The following is a 20153-nucleotide window of genomic DNA, read 5'->3' on the forward strand; positions in this document are numbered from 1 at the left end:
GCCATCCTCACCATGAATCGCAGCGAAACCATAGCCGGCCTCAAGGGCCGGAACGGCCCCGCCGTGCTCGTGATCGGGGGCGGCATCAACGGCATCAGCGTCTTCCGCGAGCTGGCGCTGCAGGGCGTCGATGTGCTCCTGGCCGAAAAGGGCGACTATTGCTCGGGGGCGAGTGCGGCCCTGTCGCGCATGGTGCATGGCGGCCTGCGCTATCTCGAGAACGGCGAGTTCAAGCTGGTGCGGGAGTCGTTGCTGGAGCGCGACAGGCTGCTGAAAAATGCCCCGCATTTCGTGGCACCTCTGCCAACGACAGTGCCGATCTTCGACGTATTGTCCGGCATCACCAACAGTGCCTTCCGCTTCCTCGGCCTGACCCGCCGGCCGGGCCGGCGGGGTGCGGTGGTCATCAAGGCCGGCCTTGCCGTCTATGACATGCTGACCGCCAGCCGTAGGCTGATGCCCAAGCACATTTTCCGCAGCCGGGCCGAGACACTGAAGACCTGGCCCGCAATCAATTCCGATATCCGCAATTCGGCGACCTACTACGACGCCTGGGTCAGCCGGCCCGAACGGCTGGGTGTCGAGATGCTGAACGACGCGCTGGCGGCCAATCCCGCGGCGCGGGCGCTGAACCATGCGCAAGTCAGCGGCGACGCCGACGGCGTGGTGCTGACCGATACGCTGACCGGCGAGACGGTCCGGCTCCATCCGAAGCTGATCGTCAACGCGACAGGCGGTTGGATCGACCTGACCAATGCGGGCCTAGGCGCTTCGATGCCCAAAATGATGGGCGGCACCAAGGGCTCGCATCTGATCGTCGCCAACAGCGAACTGCACGACGCGCTCTCAGGCCACATGATCTATTACGAGAACGAGGACGGGCGCATCTGTATCCTGTTTCCCTATCTCGGCAACGTGCTGGTGGGTTCGACCGACATCCGTGTCGACGATCCCGACCAGGTGCGCTGCGAGACCGACGAGCGCGACTACATCCTGCAGTCGCTGGCCTTCGTTTTTCCACATATTCGCATCGCGCCCGAGGAAATCGTCTTCCAGTTCGCCGGCGTGCGTCCGCTTCCGGCCAGCGACGACAGCTTCACCGGCCGCATCCCGCGCGACCATTTCTGCGAGGCGGTGCCGGGCAACGGCGCGTTGCCCGAAATGTTGTGCATGATCGGCGGCAAGTGGACCACCTTCCGCTCCTTCGGCGCGTTGGCGGCCGACATGGCGCTGCAACGGCTTGGCATGAAGCGGGTCAGCAACACCGAGGATATGGCGATCGGCGGCGGCCGTGATTTTCCTGCCGATGCTGAACGCTGGATCGCCAAGAAAGCGGCACTTTCGGGACTGGCAATGCCGCGTATGCGCGAGCTGTTCGAGCGCTATGGCACCGACGCTGCGACAGTCGCCGGCGGTCTCGGCGATGACGAGATGCTTTCAGGCTGCAGCTATTCGGTTGGCGAGCTCCGGCAGCTGATTGCGCGCGAGCATGTCGAAAAACTCGACGATCTGCTTCTTCGGCGCACCACCATCGGCGTGACCGGCAAGCTCACGTCAGACCTCATCGCCGAGGCCATCGACATCCTCGCGGCGGCCAAGGGCTGGGATGCCGCCCGCCGCGCCCGTGAGCGCGACGATTTCCTCGCCCTGCTGGAAAGCCGGCACGGGCTCGACGCCACCAAGCTCTCAGCAAGATCCGAAAGGAGCGCAGAATGCGCATCAGCCCTAAAGTCCGCATGAACCGCCTGTTCGCCAACGGGCGTTGCCTCGACGTCGCCATCGACCATGGCGTCTGCAACGAACCGTCCTTCCTCGACGGATTGGAAGATGTCGCCGGCGTAGTCGACCAGCTGGTCGCGGCCCGCCCCGATGCGATCCAGATGAATTTCGGTCAGGCCGACCTGTTGCAGGAGCGTCCCGGCAAGGACAAGCCGGCGCTGGTCATGCGCATTGACATGGGCAATCCCTACAACAAGACCCGTCATCGCCACATGTGGGCGCTGCTGCAGAACGAGCACGAGCCGCTGATCGGCGCGCTGGCGATGGATGCGGCCTGCGTGGTGGTCAACCTGTTCATGCTGCCCGACGAGCCGGACCTGTTCCGCCAGTGCGTGCAGAACATTGCGCGCGTCCGCGCCGACTGCGACAAATACTGCATGCCGCTGATGATCGAACCACTGGCGATGCTGCCCAACTCCGAACGCGGAGGCTACATGGTCGATGGCGATGCCGAGAAGATCGTGACGCTGACGCGGCTTGCGCGCGAGATGGGCGCCGACATCGTCAAGGCCGATCCGACCACCGAGGCAGCCGAATTCCACCGCGTCGTCGAGGCCGCGCGCTGTCCGGTTCTTGTGCGCGGCGGCGGCAAGGAGGATCTGCGGGTCGTGTTCGACAAGTCGGCGGCGCTGATGGCGCAGGGCGCCCACGGCATGGTCTATGGCCGCAACATCTACCAGCACGCCAATCCGCGTGCGGTTGTCGCCGGCCTGATGGCGATTATCCATCAGGGTGCCGATGGCGCTACCGCATGGGATCGCTACAGCAGCGTAAGCTAGGCCGAGGACTCGCGAGCCGGGAAAGGGCTTGCGCGCATTCGAGAGACAAACGGAGCCTGGTCCCCATCGATGGAGGCGGATCGGCTCGAAGGCCTTGGGAGGGACTCATGGCAGGATACATTCTCGGCCTCGATGCCGGTAACACCGTCATCAAGGCCGTGCTGTTCGACCTCGAAGGCCGCGAACTGGCACTGGCCGCCAAGGACGGCAAGTCGTGCATGTCCAAGCCCGGTCACGTCGAGCGCGATCTGGGCGAGTTGTGGCGCAATGCCGTCGAGGTCATCGGTCAGTGCATCACGCGTGCCGGTGTCGATGCGCGCAAGATCCTGGCCGTCGGCTGCGCCGGCCACGGCAACGGGCTCTATGCGTTGGACAGCGACGGCGAACCGCTTGTCGGCATTCAGTCCCTCGACACCCGCGCCGCAACGCTCGTCTCGGAATGGCAAAGGCAGGGTGTCGGCGAGCGCACCTATCCCTATTGCCTGCAGAAGCCCTGGGCGGCGCAGACGCCGACCCTGCTGGCCTGGCTGAAGCGCCACGATCCCATGCTCTACGGGCGCATCGGCACCGTGTTCCTGTGCAAGGATTTCGTCGTCAACCGGCTGACCGATGCACGCTCGACAGACGCCACGGACATGTCGGGTTGCGGCCTGCTGGCCATGCCCGGGCGTCGTTATGACGGCCGGCTACTCGCCGCCTACGGCCTCGGGGAATGTGAGCCGATACTTCCGCCGGTGCTGGAATCGGCCGAGATCGCCGGTCGCATTTCGCCTGAGGTTGCACGCCTGACCGGTTTGGCGGACGGCACGCCCGTCATCGCCGGGCTGTTCGACGTGGTTGCCAGCGCGATCGGCTCGGGCGTCACCCGCACGGGGGCTGCATCGATCATCGCCGGCACCTGGAGCATCAACCAGGTGATCACCGACGAGCCGATCCGCGACCCCTCGATCTTCATGCTGTCGACCTACGATCCCGCGCGGTACCTGGTGATCGAGTCCAGCGCGACATCGGCCGCCAATCTCGAATGGATCGTGCGCGAATTCTTCGAGCACGAACACGAATCCGGCCGCTCGCCCTTCGAACTCTGCGGTGAGCTGGTCGCCTCGGTCGATCCCACCGGTGATGTGCCGATCTACCAACCCTATCTCTATGGCGCGCAGGTCAATGGCCAGGCCCGCGCCGGCTTCTACGGCATCGCCGGCTGGCACAGCCGAGCCCATCTGCTGCGGGCGCTGTTCGAAGGCGTGGTGTTCGAGCATCGGCGTCACGTCGAAACGCTACGCGCCGCAGGTGCGGTGATCGACGAGGCGGTGCTGTCGGGCGGCGGCTCGCGCAGCGCCATCTGGCCGCAGATCTTCGCCGACGTGCTGGGCCTGCCGGTGACCGTTGCGCGCAGCCGCGAGACGGGTGCGCTCGGTGCTGCCATCGCCGCCGCCACTGGCGTTGGCGTGTTCAGGGACTTCGCCGAGGGCGCGGCAGCCATGACGGCTGTGGCGCGCCACTATCAGCCCAATGGCGGGGTGGCGCTGGCCTATGGACGGCGCTACCGGCTTTATGGCGAGATCAACAAGGCGATGACGCCTCTGTGGCAGAGCATGGCGAGCGAACAGGTTGAGGTATGACGGCGGCAAACGACTTCGGCACATATGATTTCGTCGTGGTCGGAGCCGGCTCGGCCGGCTGCGTGCTCGCCAACCGCCTGTCTGCCAATCCGAAAAACCGCGTGCTGCTGCTCGAGGCCGGCGGCAGCGATCGCTATCACTGGGTCAACATCCCGATCGGTTATCTCTACTGCATGGGCAATCCGCGCACCGACTGGTTGATGAAGACAGAGGCCGAACCGGGCCTCAATGGCCGTGCCCTCAACTATCCCAGGGGCAAGGTTCTGGGCGGCTGCTCGTCGATAAACGGCATGATCTACATGCGCGGCCAGGCCGCCGACTATGACGGCTGGCGCCAGGCCGGCAATGTCGGCTGGGGCTGGGACGACGTCTTGCCCTATTTCCTGAAGTCCGAGGACTATCACGGTCCAGCGTCCGCCGGTCACGGCAAGGGCGGCGAATGGCGAGTCGAGCGCCAGCGCCTGTCCTGGCCGATCCTCGACGCCTTCCGCGATGCCGCCGAGGAGATCGGCGTTCCGCGCACCGACGATTTCAACCGGGGCACCAATGAGGGCTCCGGCTATTTCGAGGTCAACCAGAAGAAGGGCGTGCGCTGGAACACCTCCAAGGCCTTCCTGCGGCCGATCCTCAACCGGCCAAACCTGCGCGTCGTCACTGGCGCCGAGACCGAGCGGCTGGTGCTCGACGGGCGTCAGGTGCGCGGCGTCGTCTTCCGCCTGGACGGCAAGCTGTTTGAGGCCAAGGCCGGCGAGACGATCCTGGCGGCCGGCGCCATCAACTCGCCCAAGATCATGGAGCTGTCGGGCATCGGCCGGCCCGATGTGCTGTCGGAGCTCGGCATTGATGTCGCGCACCGGCTCGATGGCGTGGGCGAGGGGCTGCAGGACCATCTGCAGATCCGCACCGTCTTCAAGGTCCGGAACGCCTCGACACTGAACCAGCGTTACCACAATCTCTTCAGCCGCGCGGGCATGGGCATCGAATATGCGCTCAAGCGCTCCGGCCCGCTGTCGATGGCGCCGAGCCAGCTCGGCATCTTCGCCCGCAGCGACCCGCGGCTTGAGACGCCCGACCTCGAATATCACGTCCAGCCGCTCAGCACCGATCGACTGGGGGAACCGCTGCACCGCTTCCCGGCGGTGACGGTTTCCGTCTGCAACCTCAGGCCCGAAAGCCGCGGCACGGTGCATGCCGTTTCCGCCGATCCGCGCTCACCGGCCGCGATCCGCCCGAACTACCTGTCGACCGAAGGCGACCGCAATGTTGCCGTGGCCTCCATTCGCCATGTGCGCCGGCTGATGTCGACAAAGGCCATCGAGCGTTTCGCGCCCGAGGAAATCCTGCCCGGACCGGCCATCGCCAGCGACGCTGACGTGCTGAACAAGATCGGCGACATCGCCACCACGATCTTCCACCCCGTCGGCACCTGCAAGATGGGCTCGGACCCCACATCGGTGGTCGACGGGCGGCTTCGAGTCCATGGCCTGTCCGACCTGCGCGTGGTCGACGCCTCGATCATGCCGTCGATTGTCTCGGGCAACACCAACTCGCCCGTCATCATGATCGCCGAAAAGGCGTCGGAGATGATCCTTGCCGACAGGTAACGTTGCCAGCAGTGCAGGCGACGACATGTTTGCGCGGGCACGCGGTGGATGCCACCGCGCCAGCAGGGCTGACAACATCGATCCACTCCCGTTGCGCCCAGCATCTGGACATAAATGTCTATTATCGTTAGTCCTACCGGAAACGGGGGAGCGCTGCGATGAAATCCAGGGCGGTGACGATCGGCGAAGGCGCGGCTGGCGCCTCGGTGATTTTTCATCTGGCGAACTGCGTTTGGACGGATGTCGTTCTGACCGAGCGTGCAGCCCACATGGTCCAACCCTCGGTCTATGATCCGCAAGGCCTCGGGTTGCGGATGTAAGCTTCGCTACATCCGGATCGGGCACAACACGGAAGTTTTCCAGGAATGGTTCAATGACCCGCCGCTACTCCGCATTTTCGCTGATCAAGGAAGGTTTGACCGGCCAGAAGGGTTGGCAGCCTGCCTGGCGCTCTCCGGAGCCCAAGAAGACCTATGACGCAGTGATCATCGGTGGCGGCGGTCATGGGCTGGCGACTGCCTACTATCTCGCCAAGACCCACGGCATCGCCAGCATCGCCGTGCTTGAAAAGGGCTGGATCGGCGGCGGCAACACCGGCCGCAACACCACGGTTGTGCGCTCCAACTACTACTATCCCGAGAGCGTGGCGATCTACGGCCTTGCGCACCGGCTCTATGAAGGGCTCTCGAAGGAACTGAACTACAATGTCATGCTGTCGAAGCGCGGCATGGTGTCCCTGTGCCACAGCACCGGCGAATTGGAGATTGGCGCACGCACGGTCAATGCGATGCAGATCAATGGCGTCGACGCCGAGATGTTCTCGGTCGACGATGTCCGCCGCGTGGCACCGCTTCTCAACTTGGCATCCGATGCGCGTTTTCCGGTGTTCGGCGGCGTCTGGCAGGGCAGGGCAGGTACGGCCCGCCACGACGCGGTGGCCTGGGGTTATGCGCGTGCTGCCGGCGCGCTGGGTGTCGACATCATCCAGAATTGCGAGGTCACCGACTTCATCGTCGAGGGCGGACGCTGTCGCGGCGTGCACACGTCGCGCGGCACGATCCGCACCGACCGAATAGGCATGGCGGTCGCAGGCCATTCCTCAGTGCTTGCAGCCAAGGCCGGCTTCCGCCTGCCGATCAACTCCTATGCGCTTCAGGCCTGCGTCTCCGAACCGGTCAAGCCGGTGCTCGACACCGTTGTCTTGTCGCCGGGAACCGGTGTCTATGTCAGCCAGTCGGACAAGGGCGAGATCGTGATCGGCGGCGCGCTCGACCGCGTTCCATCCTATGGCCAGCGCGGCAACCTGCCGACGCTGGAGGGCGTCATTTCAGGCCTGCTCGAAATGTTCCCGGCCTTCGGCCAGCTCAAGCTGATGCGGCAATGGGCCGGCATCGTTGATGTGGTGCCGGACTCTTCGCCGATCATCGGCGAGTCGCCGCTGCCCGGCCTCTTCCTCAATTGCGGTTGGGGCACAGGGGGCTTCAAGGCCATTCCCGCCGGTGGCGTCTTGCTCGCCCATCTCCTGGCAACCGGCAAGCATCACGACATCAGCCGCCCCTTCGATCTGGATCGCTTCGCCACCGGCCGCCTGCTGGACGAAGCCGCCGGGTCCGGCATCGCCCATTAGGTCGTCGACCTGGAGTAAACCATGCAGCTTTTTCACTGCCCGTTCTGCGGCACCCGCGACGAGACCGAGTTCCATTTTGGCGGTGAAGCCGGAAACATCCGGCCCGATGGCGCCGACGTGCCGGCTGATCGCTGGGCAAATTATCTCTACATGCGCGACAATCCCAAGGGTGCGGTCCGGGAAGTGTGGGTGCATATGAACTGCGGCGAGTTCTTTGTCATGGAGCGCGACAGTGTCGGCCACGAGGTCGTATCCTCGACGTCGCTTGATGGCGCGGGGCACGCACGATGACCGCCACGCGCCTGTCCTCCGGCGGCAGTTCCATCGACCGCTCCCGCCCGGTCTCGTTCAGCTTCGACGGCCGCAAACTGCAGGGATTTGAAGGCGACACCATCGCCTCCGCTCTGCTTGCGAGCGATGTCGCCGTGGTCGGCCGCAGTTTCAAGTACCATCGCCCGCGAGGCATCTGGGGCGCTGGCGTCGAAGAGCCCAACGCGCTGGTCGACGTCGGGGGCAGTGTGGCCAGGACACCAAACACGCGCGCCACCACCGAGTTGGTCCTCGACGGCATGATCGCCAAGAGCGTCAACGCGTCGCCGAACGCTGCTGTCGACCGCAACGCTTTCATCGACCGCTTTTCGCGCTTCATTCCTGCCGCCTTCTACTACAAGACGTTCATGTGGCCGGACTGGCACCTGTTCGAGCCGCGCATCCGGGCGGTCGCGGGGTTGGGCGAGGTCGACGCACGCTGGCAATCGCCTGCTGCTGCTGCCGACCAGATCAACCGTCATTGCGACGTGCTGGTAGTCGGTGCCGGACCTGCCGGCCTTGCTGCGGCAAAGCTCGCCGCCAGTGCCGGCCAGTCGGTCATTCTGGTTGATGACCAGCATGAGCCTGGCGGATCGCTCAACCATCGCACCGGCGAAATCGACGGCAGGCCCGCCACAGCCTGGGCCGCCGAGACAATTGGCGCACTGTCTGCGACTGGGCACACTGTGCTGCCGTCCACCACCGCTTTCGGCATCTACGACCATAATCTCGTCGGGCTGAACCAGCGTCACGGCGACGGCAGGCCCGATACGCTCTGGCGGGTCAGGCCGCGCCGGATCGTGCTTGCGACCGGCGCCATCGAGCGGCCTTTGCCTTTCGCCAACAACGATTTGCCGGGCATCATGTCGGCCGATGCGGCGCTGGTCTATCTCAGGCGCTTTGCCGTGCTCGTTGGCCGGCGCGTGGTCGTTGCCACCAACAACGACAGCGCCTACGAGGTCGCACGCGCGTTGGCCGAAGCCGGCGCCGATGTGACCCTTGTCGACAGCCGCAAGGACGGAACTCCCGCAGTGCCCGAGGGCGTCAGCCTGACGGCTGGCCGCCGCGTCGCTGCGGCACGTGGAAAGATGCGCGTCGAGGGTGCCGTCCTGGATGAAGGCACCTTGCTCGATGCCGACTGCTTGGTGGTTTCCGGCGGCTGGACGCCGACCATCCATCTCTTTTGCCAGGCCAGGGGCAAGCTCGCCTGGAGCGAGGCTCAGGCTGCCTTCCTGCCAGGTGATCCGGTCGAGGGCATGGCCGTCGCCGGTGCGGCGGCAGGCGCGGTCTCGCTGTCCGGCGTTTTTGAAAGTGCCGCCAAGGCGATGCCCGGCGCGACCGCGGCGCCGCGCAGCACGGGTGTGGAAGCGACCGGCGGTATCCTTGCTGCCTGGCCGATCCCGGATGCCAGGGGCCGCGTCTGGATAGACTATCAGAACGATGTCACTGCCAAGGATGTCGAACTCGCTGCGCGCGAAAACTTCATCTCGGTCGAGCATCTCAAGCGCTACACCACGCTTGGCATGGCGACGGACCAGGGCAAGACCTCGAATCTTGTCGGTCTTGCATTGATGGGCGCCGTCACCGGGCGCACGGTGCCCGAGGTCGGCACCACCACCTACCGCCCGCCTTTCACCCCGGTGCCGCTGGCAAGTTTTGCCGGTGCGCGTGGCGGCGAACTGATGTCACCGGTGCGTCGTTTGCCGCTTGAAAACGTCCATCGTGCCCGCGGCGCTGTCTTTCAGGAATATGGCGGCTGGCTGCGGCCTGCCCATTACGGCGGCGCGGATGCCGACGCGGACTGCGCGATCCAGGACGAAGCCGGGCGTGCCCGGCAGTCGGTTGCCCTGTTCGACGGCTCGACGCTCGGCAAGATCGAGGTCATGGGACCGAAGGCGGCGGAATTCGTCGATTTCATCTACTACAACACCATGTCGACGCTGAAGCCGGGCCGCTGCCGCTACGGCTTCATGCTGTCGGAAAACGGCGTCGTCTTCGATGACGGCATTCTTGTGCGGCTGGACGAGTACCGCTTCGTCGTTTCCTGCTCGAGTTCGCATGTCGCTTCAGTGCATGCCCGCCTCGAGGAATGGCGGCAGGATCGCTTCGGCCGTGATGCCGTCTATGTCCACAACGCCACCTCGGAGATGGCGACGCTGACCGTTTCCGGGCCGAACGCCAAGAAACTGCTGGCGACGCTGGGTCTCGGCCTGTCGCTCGATGACGCCGACTTGCCTCATATGGCGATGGCCGAGGGCATGTTCGCAACAGATCCGGTCCGTGTCGCCCGCGTCAGCTTCACCGGCGACCGCAGCTATGAGGTCTCGATCCGCGCCGACCGGGCGGAGCCTTTGTGGGCACGCATGCACGAAGCCGGCATGGCGTTCGATGCGGTGACCATCGGGCTCGAGGCCTTGATGATCCTGCGCGCCGAAAAGGGCTATATCGTCATAGGCAAGGATACCGACGGCACCACCTTGCCGCATGACCTCGGTGTCGATGGGCCACGTGCCAAGCGCAAGGGCGAATATGTCGGCCGCCGTTCGTTGTTCACCGACGTGGCCATGCCTGGCAACCGGCAGCAGTTGGTCGGCCTTGCCGTCGCTCGAGGCGAAGAGCCGCTGGCCACCGGCGCGAACGCGATCTCGCGTGAGGGCGGCAAGCTCAGGAGCCAGGGGTTCGTGACGTCCAGCTATCACAGCCCGACGATGGGTCGGCCGATAGCGCTTGGCCTGATCGAGCGCGGGGCGGCCCGCCATGGCGAGGCCGTCGACATCCAGCATCTCGGCATGGTGAGGCGTGCGACGATCACCGGCCCTTGCGCCTTCGATCCTTCAGGAGAGCGGCTCAATGCGTAATCTTGCCGAAAAATGGACAGCCATGCCGGATTGGCGGACTGCGGTTATCGACACGCCCGGGCTAGCGATCCGTTCGCTGACCGGCTTGCACCAGTTTCTGGTCAGCGGCGATCTCGTGGCCTGGAGCAAGGCGTCGCGCATACCCCTCCAGCCGGTAGGCGCATTCGGCACGGCAACGGGTGATACCTGCACGATTCAGGTCGCGCGTGACCGACTGCTGGTCGTTTCAGCGGTTCCGTCCCCTGTCGCTCAAGGCTGGCACGAGCAAGGGTTCGCCGTAACCACCGTGAGCGCGGGGCTAATGATTTTCGACTTCGAAGGCCCTGCGTGCGCCGACCTTGTCCCGCGCGCCACCACTCTTGACCCGGGCAAGGCAAGCGCCTCGGCGGCGATCTCGTTTGCCGGCATGAATGCCGTCGTTTATCGCCACGGCGAGAGGCTGCGCGTCCATGTCGATCGCGGCCTTGCGGCCTATTTCTGGACCTGGGCAGCAACCGTAGCGGCAACCTGATAGCCGCGCAAGCCTGAAAGTTAGTCCTCCGGACCCGATCGGGAGCTGTTCAGACGGGCGATGAAGTCGTCGAATATGTCGATGTCTTGGGGGCCGGGCTCCTGGCCGCTGAAGGCCAGCAGATAGGCCGGAACGTGCGAGACCCTGGCATCGAGCGTTTCGTCCGGGTCGAGCGTGTAGTGGCCGATCTGCATGTAGTAGAGCACGCGGGCGCGGATGAAGGCATTTTCGTCGTCGTAACCGTAGCGCAGGTACATCGACTTGATGGCGTCGATGCGCCGCCTGTCCGCTTCATGCACCACGGCACGCACAGCCGGTTCGCGTCGCGCCCACAACCGCACGGCGATGTCGAGTTTCGGGTCGAACAGGCGCTCGTCCACCCAGCACTCGAAGACATTCAAGATGGCCCTGTTGATGGTGGGCGCGGGACGCATCGCGTGTTCGATGATCGGGGCGGTGTTGTTTTGCAACCAATTCTGCAGAAGTTGGTCATGAAGATCCTGCAGGCTCTTGAAAAACCAGTAGAAACTCGAGCGCGAGACGTCGAGTTTCTTGGCCATCACCTGGATCTTGACCTCGTCGATCCCGTCATCGATCAGCGTCTTGATCGCCAGGTTCAGCCAGTCGTTCTTGCTGGTTCGCGACGAGCTGTCGCCAGTGGCATCGACGTCTTGGGACACAGTCTGTTCCGGTTCCTTGCTTTGCGATGATGGCACTGGCGCTCCCCTTTGGTTTTCATCGTTATACGAGCAACTGTTGGCTCTTCGCATCGACTATTTTGTGCAAGGTCGCGGCTCGTTCGGAGCGACTGCGCCCTGCATCCCATGCCGCTGCAGCAACCTTTCTTCCCAGACATGGCGCGAAAGTACACATATGTCTAGACAGCGATCGAATTGGCTGCAATGTTGCCTCGCTGACGTGGCGAAGCCTTAGCGGGTGAGGGGGAAGTGACCCTTGCCGAGGTGATGATGCCGTCGGTGGGGGAAGCCTGATGGACCGCGATTTTCGCTCGTCGCCTGAGTATGTGGCGACACAGACATTTTACGGCGCGCTGTTGGCGCCGGGTGGGCACGTCTTCGGCGCCCGTTCCTTGTGCGGCCACGAGGATGCAAGGCATCTCTATTTCATCGGCCAGAGTTTCGCGAAATCCCTGGAAGAGGGCGTGACCAGCAGGCTTTGCCGGACGGTTCGCAATGGCGGCGGCCTCGAATGCCTCAATGAGCGCGAGACACGGCAGATCAGGCTCTCTCGCGATGGCCAGATCCTGGCGGTGGCATGCGCCGGCGACGATCCTGCAGCTGACCGGATTGAGCTGTGGTCGGCCGATGCGCACATAAATGCGCAGGCAGTGCCGGGGCGCGTCGAGCAGATCGATTGGTCTCCGGATGGCGCGTCCTTGCTTGTGGTGGTTGCCGGCGCGGCTGCAGATCTTGCCGGCATCCACGGTGGCTATAGCCAGAAGGTGATGTCCAACGGTCCGGCATGGCTGCCAGAGGTACGTTCCGAGCAGGGTGACGAACTCTGGCGTACCGTCTGGACATGGGACTGCAAGGGCGAACCGCAGCGCCTCACCAAGCCACCTCTGAATGTGTGGGAAGCCAGCTGGTGCGGCAACGGCACGATTGCCGCCATAGCAAGCGATCGTCACAGCGAAGGCAGTTGGTACGAGGCCGGCCTTTCGCTTGTCGATGTGGGGTCGGGAGCTGTGACGGCGCTCCACACGCCTGTCGACCAGCTAGGTTGCGCCAGGGGCGCTGCAGACGGCGGCAGCATTGCTTTCATCGAGGCATTCTGCAGCGACCGGGGCCTGGTCTCCGGCCGGCTGACCATCCTGGACCTGAAAACCGGCAAGGTCGAAACCGCCGATACTCTGGGCATCGACGTGACGTCGATCGAATGGCGCTCGCCGACGGTCATTCATTTCGCGGGTGCGCGCGGTCACCAAACGGCGACCGGCGACTACGACCTCGAACGTTCCGTCGCCGCCGAAAGCTGGTCGTCCAGCGATGTCACCAATGGAGAATGGGTCCCCAGTTCTTATCCGATCGGAGCGAGTGGCAGCCTGTTCGTCGCCGAATCCTATTCGCGCGCGCCTTTCCTGGCCGAAATTGTCTCCGGCACCATTCGCGAGGTTGCATCGTTGGCGGCACCCCGGGCGCAAGAGGCGATGTCGGACTGTGGGCAGATCGAACCGGTCAGCTGGAGCGCGCCGGACGGGCTGGAAATCCTGGGGTGGGTCGTACGTCCCAAGGGCGCGACAGGTCCAACGCCGCTATTGGTCGACATCCATGGCGGCCCGATCTCGGCGCACCGCAATCGCTGGATGGCAAGGATGCGCGCAGCTCCGCTGCTGGCCAGCCGGGGATGGACGATCTTCCTGCCCAACCCCAGGGGAAGCACGGGCAGGGGCGATGCCTTCGCCCGCGCGGTCAAGGGCGACATGGGTGGTGCCGACGCGCTCGACATCATCAGCGGCATCGACGCGCTGGTCGCCAAGGGATGGGCTGACGACAGGCGGATCGCCGTCACCGGCACCAGCTATGGCGGCTTCATGTCCGCGTGGCTGCCGTCGCAAAGCGATCGCTTCGCTGCCGCCATACCGATTTCGCCCGTCGGCGACTGGTATAGCCAGCATCGGACGTCGCAGATCCCCGAATTCGACGAGATCATGCTCGAGGCGTCGCCCTGGGCGGCCGACGGTGCCTATTTTTCGCGCAGCCCCGCCTTCTTCAAGCACAAGGTCCCGGTTCCGATGCTGGTCATGGCGGGAGCCCTCGACCGCAGCACGCCGGTCGGCCAGGCCGAGGAATGCCATTTCGCGGCGATCCGGTCCGGCGCGCCAAGTTCGCTCGTCGTCTATCCGAATGCCGGCCACAGCATCCGCAGCTACCCGGAATATCTCGACAGTGCCGCCCGCATCCTGTGGTGGCTCGACCAGCATGTGCGTCCGGCCAACTAGCCAGGCGCAGCGACAAGGGAGGAAAAATTGGCTTCAACGACAGGTTCCGCCGAAGTGGGGCACGCTGGCAAGCGCATCGCCGTCATCGGCGCCGGCATCATCGGCTGCTCGACAGCGTTTCATCTGCTGAAGGCGGGGGCGCGGCAGGTCACCATCATCGAAGCGCGCGAACCAGCCGCCGCAACCACAGGGGCGGGCGCCGGGTTTGTCTCGCATTGGTCCGCCGGCATGTTCCCGCTTGGCGAAGAGGGGCTGCAGCTTCAGCAATACGGCCTCGACTTCTATCGCGCGATCCATGAGGTCGGTGTCGAGATCGGCTATCGCCCGAACGGTACTCTGATGATGGCGCTGACTGAAGCAGGCCGGGAACGCTTCGTTCGCCCCGTCCTGGATTCACCCCATGCGCCAGCGGAAATGCAGGATCTGACCGCCCGGCAGATCGGCGAGAAGACCAGGGGCCTGATCGACGCAACCCAGGTGCATTCCGGCGCTTTCAATCCGCACGGCATACAGCTCGACACCAGGCTTGCGACCGGGGTGATGGTCGACGAGATCGTCAAGATGGGTGGCGTGTTCCGCAATGGAACGGCAGTCACTGGCATTTACGATGCCGGAAGCCATGTGAAGATCCAAACCGACAAGGGCGAATTCGAGGTCGATGGCGTCGTCGTCGCTGCTGGCGCCTGGAACAACGAAGTGCTCAGGGACCTCGGCTGGCGTTTGCCGCTGCTCAGGGTGATGGCGACACGCATCGTCACCGACGGTCGCGGACTTCCATCCACGCTGCCGACCGTGCAGTGCCGCGAACTGCGCCTTTGGCTGCGCGAAAGTTTCGGCGCGGTCATGTGGGGCACCGGCCGCCACTACCAGCCATACTACCAGACCGGCGACGACTGGATCGAACCCGGCCAGCCGCGCAATGCCGATCTGATGCAGGCGATGGACGACGTCGAACTGGCACAGCTCCAGAAGATCTTCCCGCCGCTTCGCGGTTCGAAGGTGTCGAGCTGGGCCCAGGGCGTGCCTTGCTACACACCGGACAGTGGCTTGATCGTCGGTCACGTCCCAGGCACCACCAACGTCGTGGCGGTAGGCGGCGACAACGAAACCGGTGTTAGCCACGGCCCTGGCCTCGGTCGGCTTTCCGCCGAGTTGATCCTCGGCCAGAAGCCTTTTGTCGACACGACGCGCTTCCGCCTCGACCGCTTTGCGCGCGATTCCTACGCGACCGAGGCCGAGATTGCGGCTGCCCTGCCTGCTTGGTCCGGGCACCAGCCGGCGGGCCCGGTTTCGCTGCGGCAATAGACGCAATTTCCTCAATTGCACAAAGCAGCGCGTTTGGTACTGATCGTACTAGACATATGTGAACAGTGTCGCTAGCTTCCAGTTTCTGGCTGGTTGGCAACAACAACAAAACCGCCAATGACGAGGGTCGGGCCTGCGCCCGTAACCTCGCGGCCGGGACGAGGAGGGTGGTTTGGAAGACTTCTGTGTCGACAGGGAAACGACGTTGATTGCGTGCCTGCAGGGAGGCGTTGGCACGCGATGACATCGTCCATCGAAGAGCCGGCCTCGGTCAGGCCGGTGCCATCCGCCGTCCGGCAGGCACGCCGGGGCAATTCGCTCGGACGGCTGGTCGCGCGCCGCATTCTCCTTGGCTTCGGGTTGCTGATCGCGGCATCGATGCTGATCTTCGGCGGCGTCGAGGCCTTGCCGGGTGATTTCGCGTCGACCTATCTCGGACAGGACGCCACGCCTCAGGCCATCGCCAACATTCGCGAGGAACTTGGTCTCGATCGTCCGATGGCCGAGCGGTACCTCAGCTGGCTCGGCGGCATCGCCCAGGGCGACTTCGGCACCTCCTGGTCCAATCGCAACTCGGTCGGCGACCAGATATGGAAGCGGCTCGGCAATTCGCTCCTGCTTGCAGGCGTTGCAGCGCTCATCGCCATCCCGTTGGCATTGGCACTTGGCATGGTCGCGGTGCTCTACCGCAACCGCATCCCCGACAGGGTCATCAGCCTCCTGTCTTTGGCCGCGATCTCGTTGCCCGAATTCTTCATCGGCTATCTGCTGATCCAGTTCTTCACGGTCCAGCTCGGTTTCGCGTCCTTCCCGGCCACTGTCTATGACGGCATGGGGCTTGGCGAGCGGCTTGCAACGATAGTGTTGCCCGTGATGACTCTGGTCATCGTCGTGCTGGCGCACATGATGCGCATGACCCGCTCGGCGATCATGAACGTCATGTCATCGCCTTATGTCGAGACCGCCGAACTCAAGGGGCTTTCAGCATTGCGCATCATTGCCGAGCACGCCGCGCCCAACGCGGTCGCGCCGGTCGTGACCGTGATTGCGCTCAATCTTGCCGCGCTCGTCGTCGGCGTCGTCGTCGTCGAGGTGGTGTTCGTCTACCCCGGCATCGGCCAGTACATGGTGGATGCCGTGACGGTGCGCGACATGCCCGTCGTTCAGGGCTGCGGGCTCATCTTCGCTGCCTTGTACATCGTGCTCAACATGGTCGCCGACATCGTCTCGATCCTGGCCAATCCACGACTGAGGCATCCACGATGACATTGCGATCAATGCCAATCAGCGCGCGGATCGGCCTTGCGGGCATACTGTTCGTCTTTGCCTGCGCCATCTTCGCTCCGATCATCGCGCCCTACGACGAAAGCGCCATTGTCGGCGAAGTCTGGGCGCCGATGGGCGGCGACTTCCTGCTCGGCACCGACAACCTTGGCCGCGATCTGCTGTCGCGACTGATCTACGGCGCGCGGGCAACGCTGTTCGTGGCGCTGTCGGCAACGGTGATCTCGTTTTCGATCGGCATGTTCTTGAGCTTCACGGCAGTGGTCTCTGGCGGCGTGGTCGATCAGGTGCTGTCGCGACTGAACGATCTTCTGATGTCGGTCCCCGCACTCATCCTGGCGCTGGTCGTGCTTGCGGTGCTGCCACAGAACATCTGGATCCTGATCGTCGTCATGGCCGTCATCGACTCGACGCGGGTCTATCGCATCGGCCGCGCCGTCGCCCTCGATGTCAGCGTCATGGATTTCGTCGAGGCCGCATGGCTGCGTGGCGAAGGCAAGCTCTGGATCATCTTCCGCGAGATCCTGCCCAACACGCTGGCCCCGCTGCTGGGCGAGTTCGGTCTGCGTTTCGCCTTCTCGATCCTGTTCTTGTCGACACTCTCGTTCCTGGGGCTCGGCATCCAGCCGCCCATCGCCGACTGGGGCGGCATGGTCAAGGACAACAAGGACGGCATCATCTTTGGTGTCTCGGCGTCGCTCACGCCGGGTGCTGCCATCGCCTTCCTCGTCGTCTGCGTGAACCTCGTCGTCGATTGGCTGATCAACACCACGTCCAGCCTGAAGGGCGCGCGCGACAATGCCTGAGATGCTGTCCGTCAAGAATCTGCGTATCGAGGTCACCGCACGCCAGACCGATGGCAGCGCGACCAATCTGGTGCTGGTCGACGATGTTTCGTTCGACGTCGGCAAGGGCAGGGTGCTCGGCCTCATCGGCGAGTCGGGTGCCGGCAAGTCGACGATCGGGCTGTCGGCGCTGGCATATGGCAGGGGCGGGGTGCGTATTGAAAGCGGACAAATCCTGCTCGACGGGCAGGACATCGCCAGGCTTGGGCTGCGCGGCATCCGCGCCGTTCGCGGCGCGCGCGTCGCTTATGTCGCGCAGTCGGCGGCCGCCGCCTTCAATCCGGCCCACAAGCTCGGACGGCAGGTGATCGAAGCGAGCATCCGCCATGGCATCATGACCCGGGCGGAGGCGACGAAACGGGCTGCCTATCTGTTCGGCATCCTCGGCCTGCCTGACCCCGATACCTTCGGCGAGCGTTTTCCGCACCAGGTTTCCGGCGGTCAGCTCCAGCGTGCCATGACAGCCATGGCGCTGTGCGCCAATCCGGAGCTCATCGTTTTCGACGAGCCGACCACGGCACTCGACGTCACCACGCAGATCGAGGTTCTCGCCGCAATCAAGCACGCCATTGTCGAGACGCAGACCGCAGCGCTCTACATCACGCATGATCTTGCCGTGGTGGCGCAGATTTCCGACGACATCATGGTGCTGCGCCACGGCAAGACGGTGGAATACGGGTCGACGCGGCAGATCATCGAAGCACCGCGCGCAGACTACACCAGGGCCCTGGTCAGCATCCGCCAGACCACGCGGCAGGAGGCGCGCCCCTCCGACGACGCACAACTGCGCGTCGACGGGATGACGGCCGGCTATTCCGCGATGGATGTCCTGCACGATGTATCCTTGGTCCTGCCCAGGGGCCAGACGCTCGCCGTCGTTGGCGAATCCGGTTCGGGCAAGTCGACGCTGGCCCGCGTCATAACCGGCCTCTTGCCGCCGAAGGCTGGGACGGTCTCGTTTAGCGGTGCAGCGTTGCCGCCGGCACGCAAGGACCGCTCACGCGAGCAGTTGCGGCGCATCCAGATGATCTACCAGATGGCCGATACGGCAATGAACCCGCGGCAGAAGATCCGCGACATCGTCGGCCGTCCGCTGACGCTTTATTTCGGCATGCGCGGCACGGCCAAGACAGAGCGGGTCAAGGAACTGCTCGACCAGATCGAGATGGGTCCGCAGTTCCTCGACCGTTTCCCGGCTGAGCTGTCAGGTGGACAGAAACAGCGGGTCGCCATCGCCCGCGCGCTCGCCGCCAAGCCTGAGCTGATCCTGTGCGACGAGCCGACGTCGGCTCTCGATCCGCTGGTAGCCGAGGGCATCCTGAAACTGCTGCTGCGCCTGCAGGCGGAGACCGCGGTTTCTTACCTGTTCATCACCCACGACATCGCCATCGTGCGTGCCATCGCCGACCGTGTCGCGGTCATGCATCGCGGCAAGGTGGTGCGCGAAGGCGTCAAGTCGGCGGTGCTGTCGCCGCCCTTCGACGATTACACCGACCTGCTGCTCAGGTCGGTGCCTGAAATGGAAATTGGTTGGTTGGAACGTGTCCTGGACGGTCGCCGTGCCGTCCCCCAGGTGCCCGGCGCAGCCATAGAACTGGAGAGATCATGACTGAGATGACCATCAGCGAGCGAGCCCGGAAGCTCTACGCCGACGCACTTGTCTGGGACACGCATTCCGGCTTCATGCCCGACCCGGTCGCCGACCTGAACAATCTCCGGATCTGGCGCGACGCCGGCGTCAACTATCTGTCCATCGATGTCGGCTTTGACCTGATGTCGTGGCAGGACACGGTCAGGACGCTGGCCGCCTTCCGTCGCTGGATCAACGCCCACCCCGAGCATTATACGCTGGTGACCAGTGCCGACGAGGCGCTGCAGGCCAAGGCGCAGGGCAAGCTCGGCATCACCTTCGACCTCGAGGGCATGAACGCGCTCGACGGCCGCATCGAGATGGTCGAGTTCTACCACCATCTCGGTGTCCGCCAGATGCTGTTCGCCTACAATCGCAACAATCTCGCCGGCGGCGGCTGCCACGACGACGATAGCGGCCTGACCGCTTTCGGCCGGCAGGTGATCGATGAGATGAACCGTCTCGGCATGTTCGTCGACGTAACCCACTGCGGTCACCGCACCACCATGGATGTGATGGAGTATTCCGACCGGCCGGTCATCTTTTCGCATTCCAATCCCAAGGCTCTGTGCAGCCATGGCCGCAACATCACCGACGACCAGATCAGGGCATGCGCAAAGACGGGCGGCATCGTCGGCATCGTCGGTCTCAGCAAATTCCTGGGCGACGACAAGGCCAGTTCCGACAGCCTGGCCGACCATGTCGAATATCTGCTCGACGTCGCCGGACCGGCGCATGTCGGCATCGGCCTCGACTACGCTTTCCCAGTGGACATGGCGGGCATCCAGGAGATTTTGGCGGCGAATCCTCAGTTCTGGCCGCTGAGCGAGGGATACGGCACGACACCCACCGTCTACGCCGAGCCTGCGCAACTCGCCGAGATGACCGAAATTCTTCTTCGACGCGGCCATTCCGACGGGACGGTGCGCGGGGTCTTGGGCGACAATTTCCTGCGCCTCGCGCGCCAGGTCTGGAAATAGCGGACCAGCTCTCAGGACGTGTCCCGGCAGATGCCGATTCGAACGCCGCGTGCCCGCCGCA

At 64.3% G+C, this 20153-nt stretch carries 16 protein-coding genes; 15 read left to right on the top strand and 1 reads right to left on the bottom strand.

Annotation, left to right across the window (positions count from 1 at the left end; all coding sequences use genetic code 11):
* Positions 1–12: 12 nt before the first annotated feature.
* From GGR00_RS00555 to GGR00_RS00595, 9 genes are all read left to right on the top strand, one after another.
* Entirely contained in the window at positions 13–1740 is a 1728-nt protein-coding gene (locus tag GGR00_RS00555; RefSeq protein ID WP_055976510.1) for a glycerol-3-phosphate dehydrogenase/oxidase, read from the top strand.
* Positions 1713–2558, top strand: coding sequence for a class I fructose-bisphosphate aldolase (locus tag GGR00_RS00560; protein ID WP_055977636.1), 846 nt, complete (start codon positions 1713–1715; stop codon positions 2556–2558). Before GGR00_RS00555 ends, GGR00_RS00560 begins: the two co-directional genes overlap by 28 nt.
* A 107-nt stretch (positions 2559–2665) precedes the next feature.
* Positions 2666–4180 (top strand): FGGY-family carbohydrate kinase, encoded by a 1515-nt coding sequence (locus GGR00_RS00565; RefSeq protein ID WP_184697079.1) that lies wholly within the window; start codon positions 2666–2668, stop codon positions 4178–4180.
* A complete protein-coding gene (locus GGR00_RS00570) occupies positions 4177–5784 on the top strand; it encodes a GMC family oxidoreductase (protein ID WP_055976514.1) in 1608 nt (535 codons plus the stop codon). The genes GGR00_RS00565 and GGR00_RS00570 overlap by 4 nt, the downstream gene beginning before the upstream one ends.
* Positions 5785–5942: 158 nt before the next feature.
* On the top strand, positions 5943–6104 hold the full coding sequence (locus GGR00_RS00575; protein ID WP_156381264.1) for a hypothetical protein: 162 nt from the start codon (positions 5943–5945) through the stop codon (positions 6102–6104).
* Between the two features lie 53 nt (positions 6105–6157).
* On the top strand, positions 6158–7411 hold the full coding sequence (locus GGR00_RS00580) for a sarcosine oxidase subunit beta family protein (protein WP_184697082.1): 1254 nt from the start codon (positions 6158–6160) through the stop codon (positions 7409–7411).
* A 21-nt stretch (positions 7412–7432) separates the two neighbouring features.
* A complete protein-coding gene (locus GGR00_RS00585) occupies positions 7433–7702 on the top strand; it encodes a sarcosine oxidase subunit delta (protein ID WP_055976520.1) in 270 nt (89 codons plus the stop codon).
* Positions 7699–10578 (top strand): sarcosine oxidase subunit alpha family protein, encoded by a 2880-nt coding sequence (locus GGR00_RS00590; RefSeq protein WP_184697085.1) that lies wholly within the window; start codon positions 7699–7701, stop codon positions 10576–10578. Before GGR00_RS00585 ends, GGR00_RS00590 begins: the two co-directional genes overlap by 4 nt.
* Complete coding sequence (locus GGR00_RS00595; protein WP_184697088.1) at positions 10571–11089, top strand: hypothetical protein; 519 nt, start codon at positions 10571–10573, stop codon at positions 11087–11089. The genes GGR00_RS00590 and GGR00_RS00595 overlap by 8 nt, the downstream gene beginning before the upstream one ends.
* Before the next feature lie 20 nt (positions 11090–11109).
* On the opposite strand, the gene GGR00_RS00600 is transcribed toward GGR00_RS00595, so the two are convergent.
* Complete coding sequence (locus tag GGR00_RS00600; RefSeq protein WP_055976529.1) at positions 11110–11769, bottom strand: TetR/AcrR family transcriptional regulator; 660 nt, start codon at positions 11767–11769, stop codon at positions 11110–11112.
* 311 nt (positions 11770–12080) lie between these two features.
* On the opposite strand from GGR00_RS00600, the gene GGR00_RS00605 reads away from it, so the two are divergent.
* The 6 genes from GGR00_RS00605 (at position 12081) to GGR00_RS00630 (ending at position 20092) form a co-directional block, all read left to right on the top strand.
* Complete coding sequence (locus GGR00_RS00605; RefSeq protein WP_184697091.1) at positions 12081–14048, top strand: alpha/beta hydrolase family protein; 1968 nt, start codon at positions 12081–12083, stop codon at positions 14046–14048.
* 27 nt (positions 14049–14075) lie between these two features.
* Entirely contained in the window at positions 14076–15353 is a 1278-nt protein-coding gene (locus GGR00_RS00610) for an NAD(P)/FAD-dependent oxidoreductase (RefSeq protein WP_210314931.1), read from the top strand.
* Between the two features lie 240 nt (positions 15354–15593).
* Positions 15594–16619, top strand: a complete 1026-nt coding sequence (locus GGR00_RS00615; RefSeq protein WP_184697094.1) for an ABC transporter permease — start codon at positions 15594–15596, stop codon at positions 16617–16619.
* On the top strand, positions 16616–17443 hold the full coding sequence (locus GGR00_RS00620; RefSeq protein ID WP_184697097.1) for an ABC transporter permease: 828 nt from the start codon (positions 16616–16618) through the stop codon (positions 17441–17443). Before GGR00_RS00615 ends, GGR00_RS00620 begins: the two co-directional genes overlap by 4 nt.
* Complete coding sequence (locus tag GGR00_RS00625) at positions 17436–19091, top strand: ABC transporter ATP-binding protein (RefSeq protein ID WP_184697100.1); 1656 nt, start codon at positions 17436–17438, stop codon at positions 19089–19091. Before GGR00_RS00620 ends, GGR00_RS00625 begins: the two co-directional genes overlap by 8 nt.
* Positions 19088–20092 (top strand): dipeptidase, encoded by a 1005-nt coding sequence (locus GGR00_RS00630; protein WP_184697104.1) that lies wholly within the window; start codon positions 19088–19090, stop codon positions 20090–20092. Before GGR00_RS00625 ends, GGR00_RS00630 begins: the two co-directional genes overlap by 4 nt.
* Positions 20093–20153: the final 61 nt, after the last annotated feature.

It is taken from the genome of Aminobacter aganoensis, assembly GCF_014206975.1.
Lineage (GTDB): Bacteria > Pseudomonadota > Alphaproteobacteria > Rhizobiales > Rhizobiaceae > Aminobacter > Aminobacter aganoensis.

Coding starts and splice junctions, on each gene's coding strand:
- GGR00_RS00555 (WP_055976510.1), top strand. CDS start 13: ATGAATCGCAGCGAAACCATAGCCGGCCTCAAGGGCCGGAACGGCCCC.
- GGR00_RS00560 (WP_055977636.1), top strand. CDS start 1,713: ATGCGCATCAGCCCTAAAGTCCGCATGAACCGCCTGTTCGCCAACGGG.
- GGR00_RS00565 (WP_184697079.1), top strand. CDS start 2,666: ATGGCAGGATACATTCTCGGCCTCGATGCCGGTAACACCGTCATCAAG.
- GGR00_RS00570 (WP_055976514.1), top strand. CDS start 4,177: ATGACGGCGGCAAACGACTTCGGCACATATGATTTCGTCGTGGTCGGA.
- GGR00_RS00575 (WP_156381264.1), top strand. CDS start 5,943: ATGAAATCCAGGGCGGTGACGATCGGCGAAGGCGCGGCTGGCGCCTCG.
- GGR00_RS00580 (WP_184697082.1), top strand. CDS start 6,158: ATGACCCGCCGCTACTCCGCATTTTCGCTGATCAAGGAAGGTTTGACC.
- GGR00_RS00585 (WP_055976520.1), top strand. CDS start 7,433: ATGCAGCTTTTTCACTGCCCGTTCTGCGGCACCCGCGACGAGACCGAG.
- GGR00_RS00590 (WP_184697085.1), top strand. CDS start 7,699: ATGACCGCCACGCGCCTGTCCTCCGGCGGCAGTTCCATCGACCGCTCC.
- GGR00_RS00595 (WP_184697088.1), top strand. CDS start 10,571: ATGCGTAATCTTGCCGAAAAATGGACAGCCATGCCGGATTGGCGGACT.
- GGR00_RS00605 (WP_184697091.1), top strand. CDS start 12,081: ATGGACCGCGATTTTCGCTCGTCGCCTGAGTATGTGGCGACACAGACA.
- GGR00_RS00615 (WP_184697094.1), top strand. CDS start 15,594: ATGACATCGTCCATCGAAGAGCCGGCCTCGGTCAGGCCGGTGCCATCC.
- GGR00_RS00620 (WP_184697097.1), top strand. CDS start 16,616: ATGACATTGCGATCAATGCCAATCAGCGCGCGGATCGGCCTTGCGGGC.
- GGR00_RS00625 (WP_184697100.1), top strand. CDS start 17,436: ATGCCTGAGATGCTGTCCGTCAAGAATCTGCGTATCGAGGTCACCGCA.
- GGR00_RS00630 (WP_184697104.1), top strand. CDS start 19,088: ATGACTGAGATGACCATCAGCGAGCGAGCCCGGAAGCTCTACGCCGAC.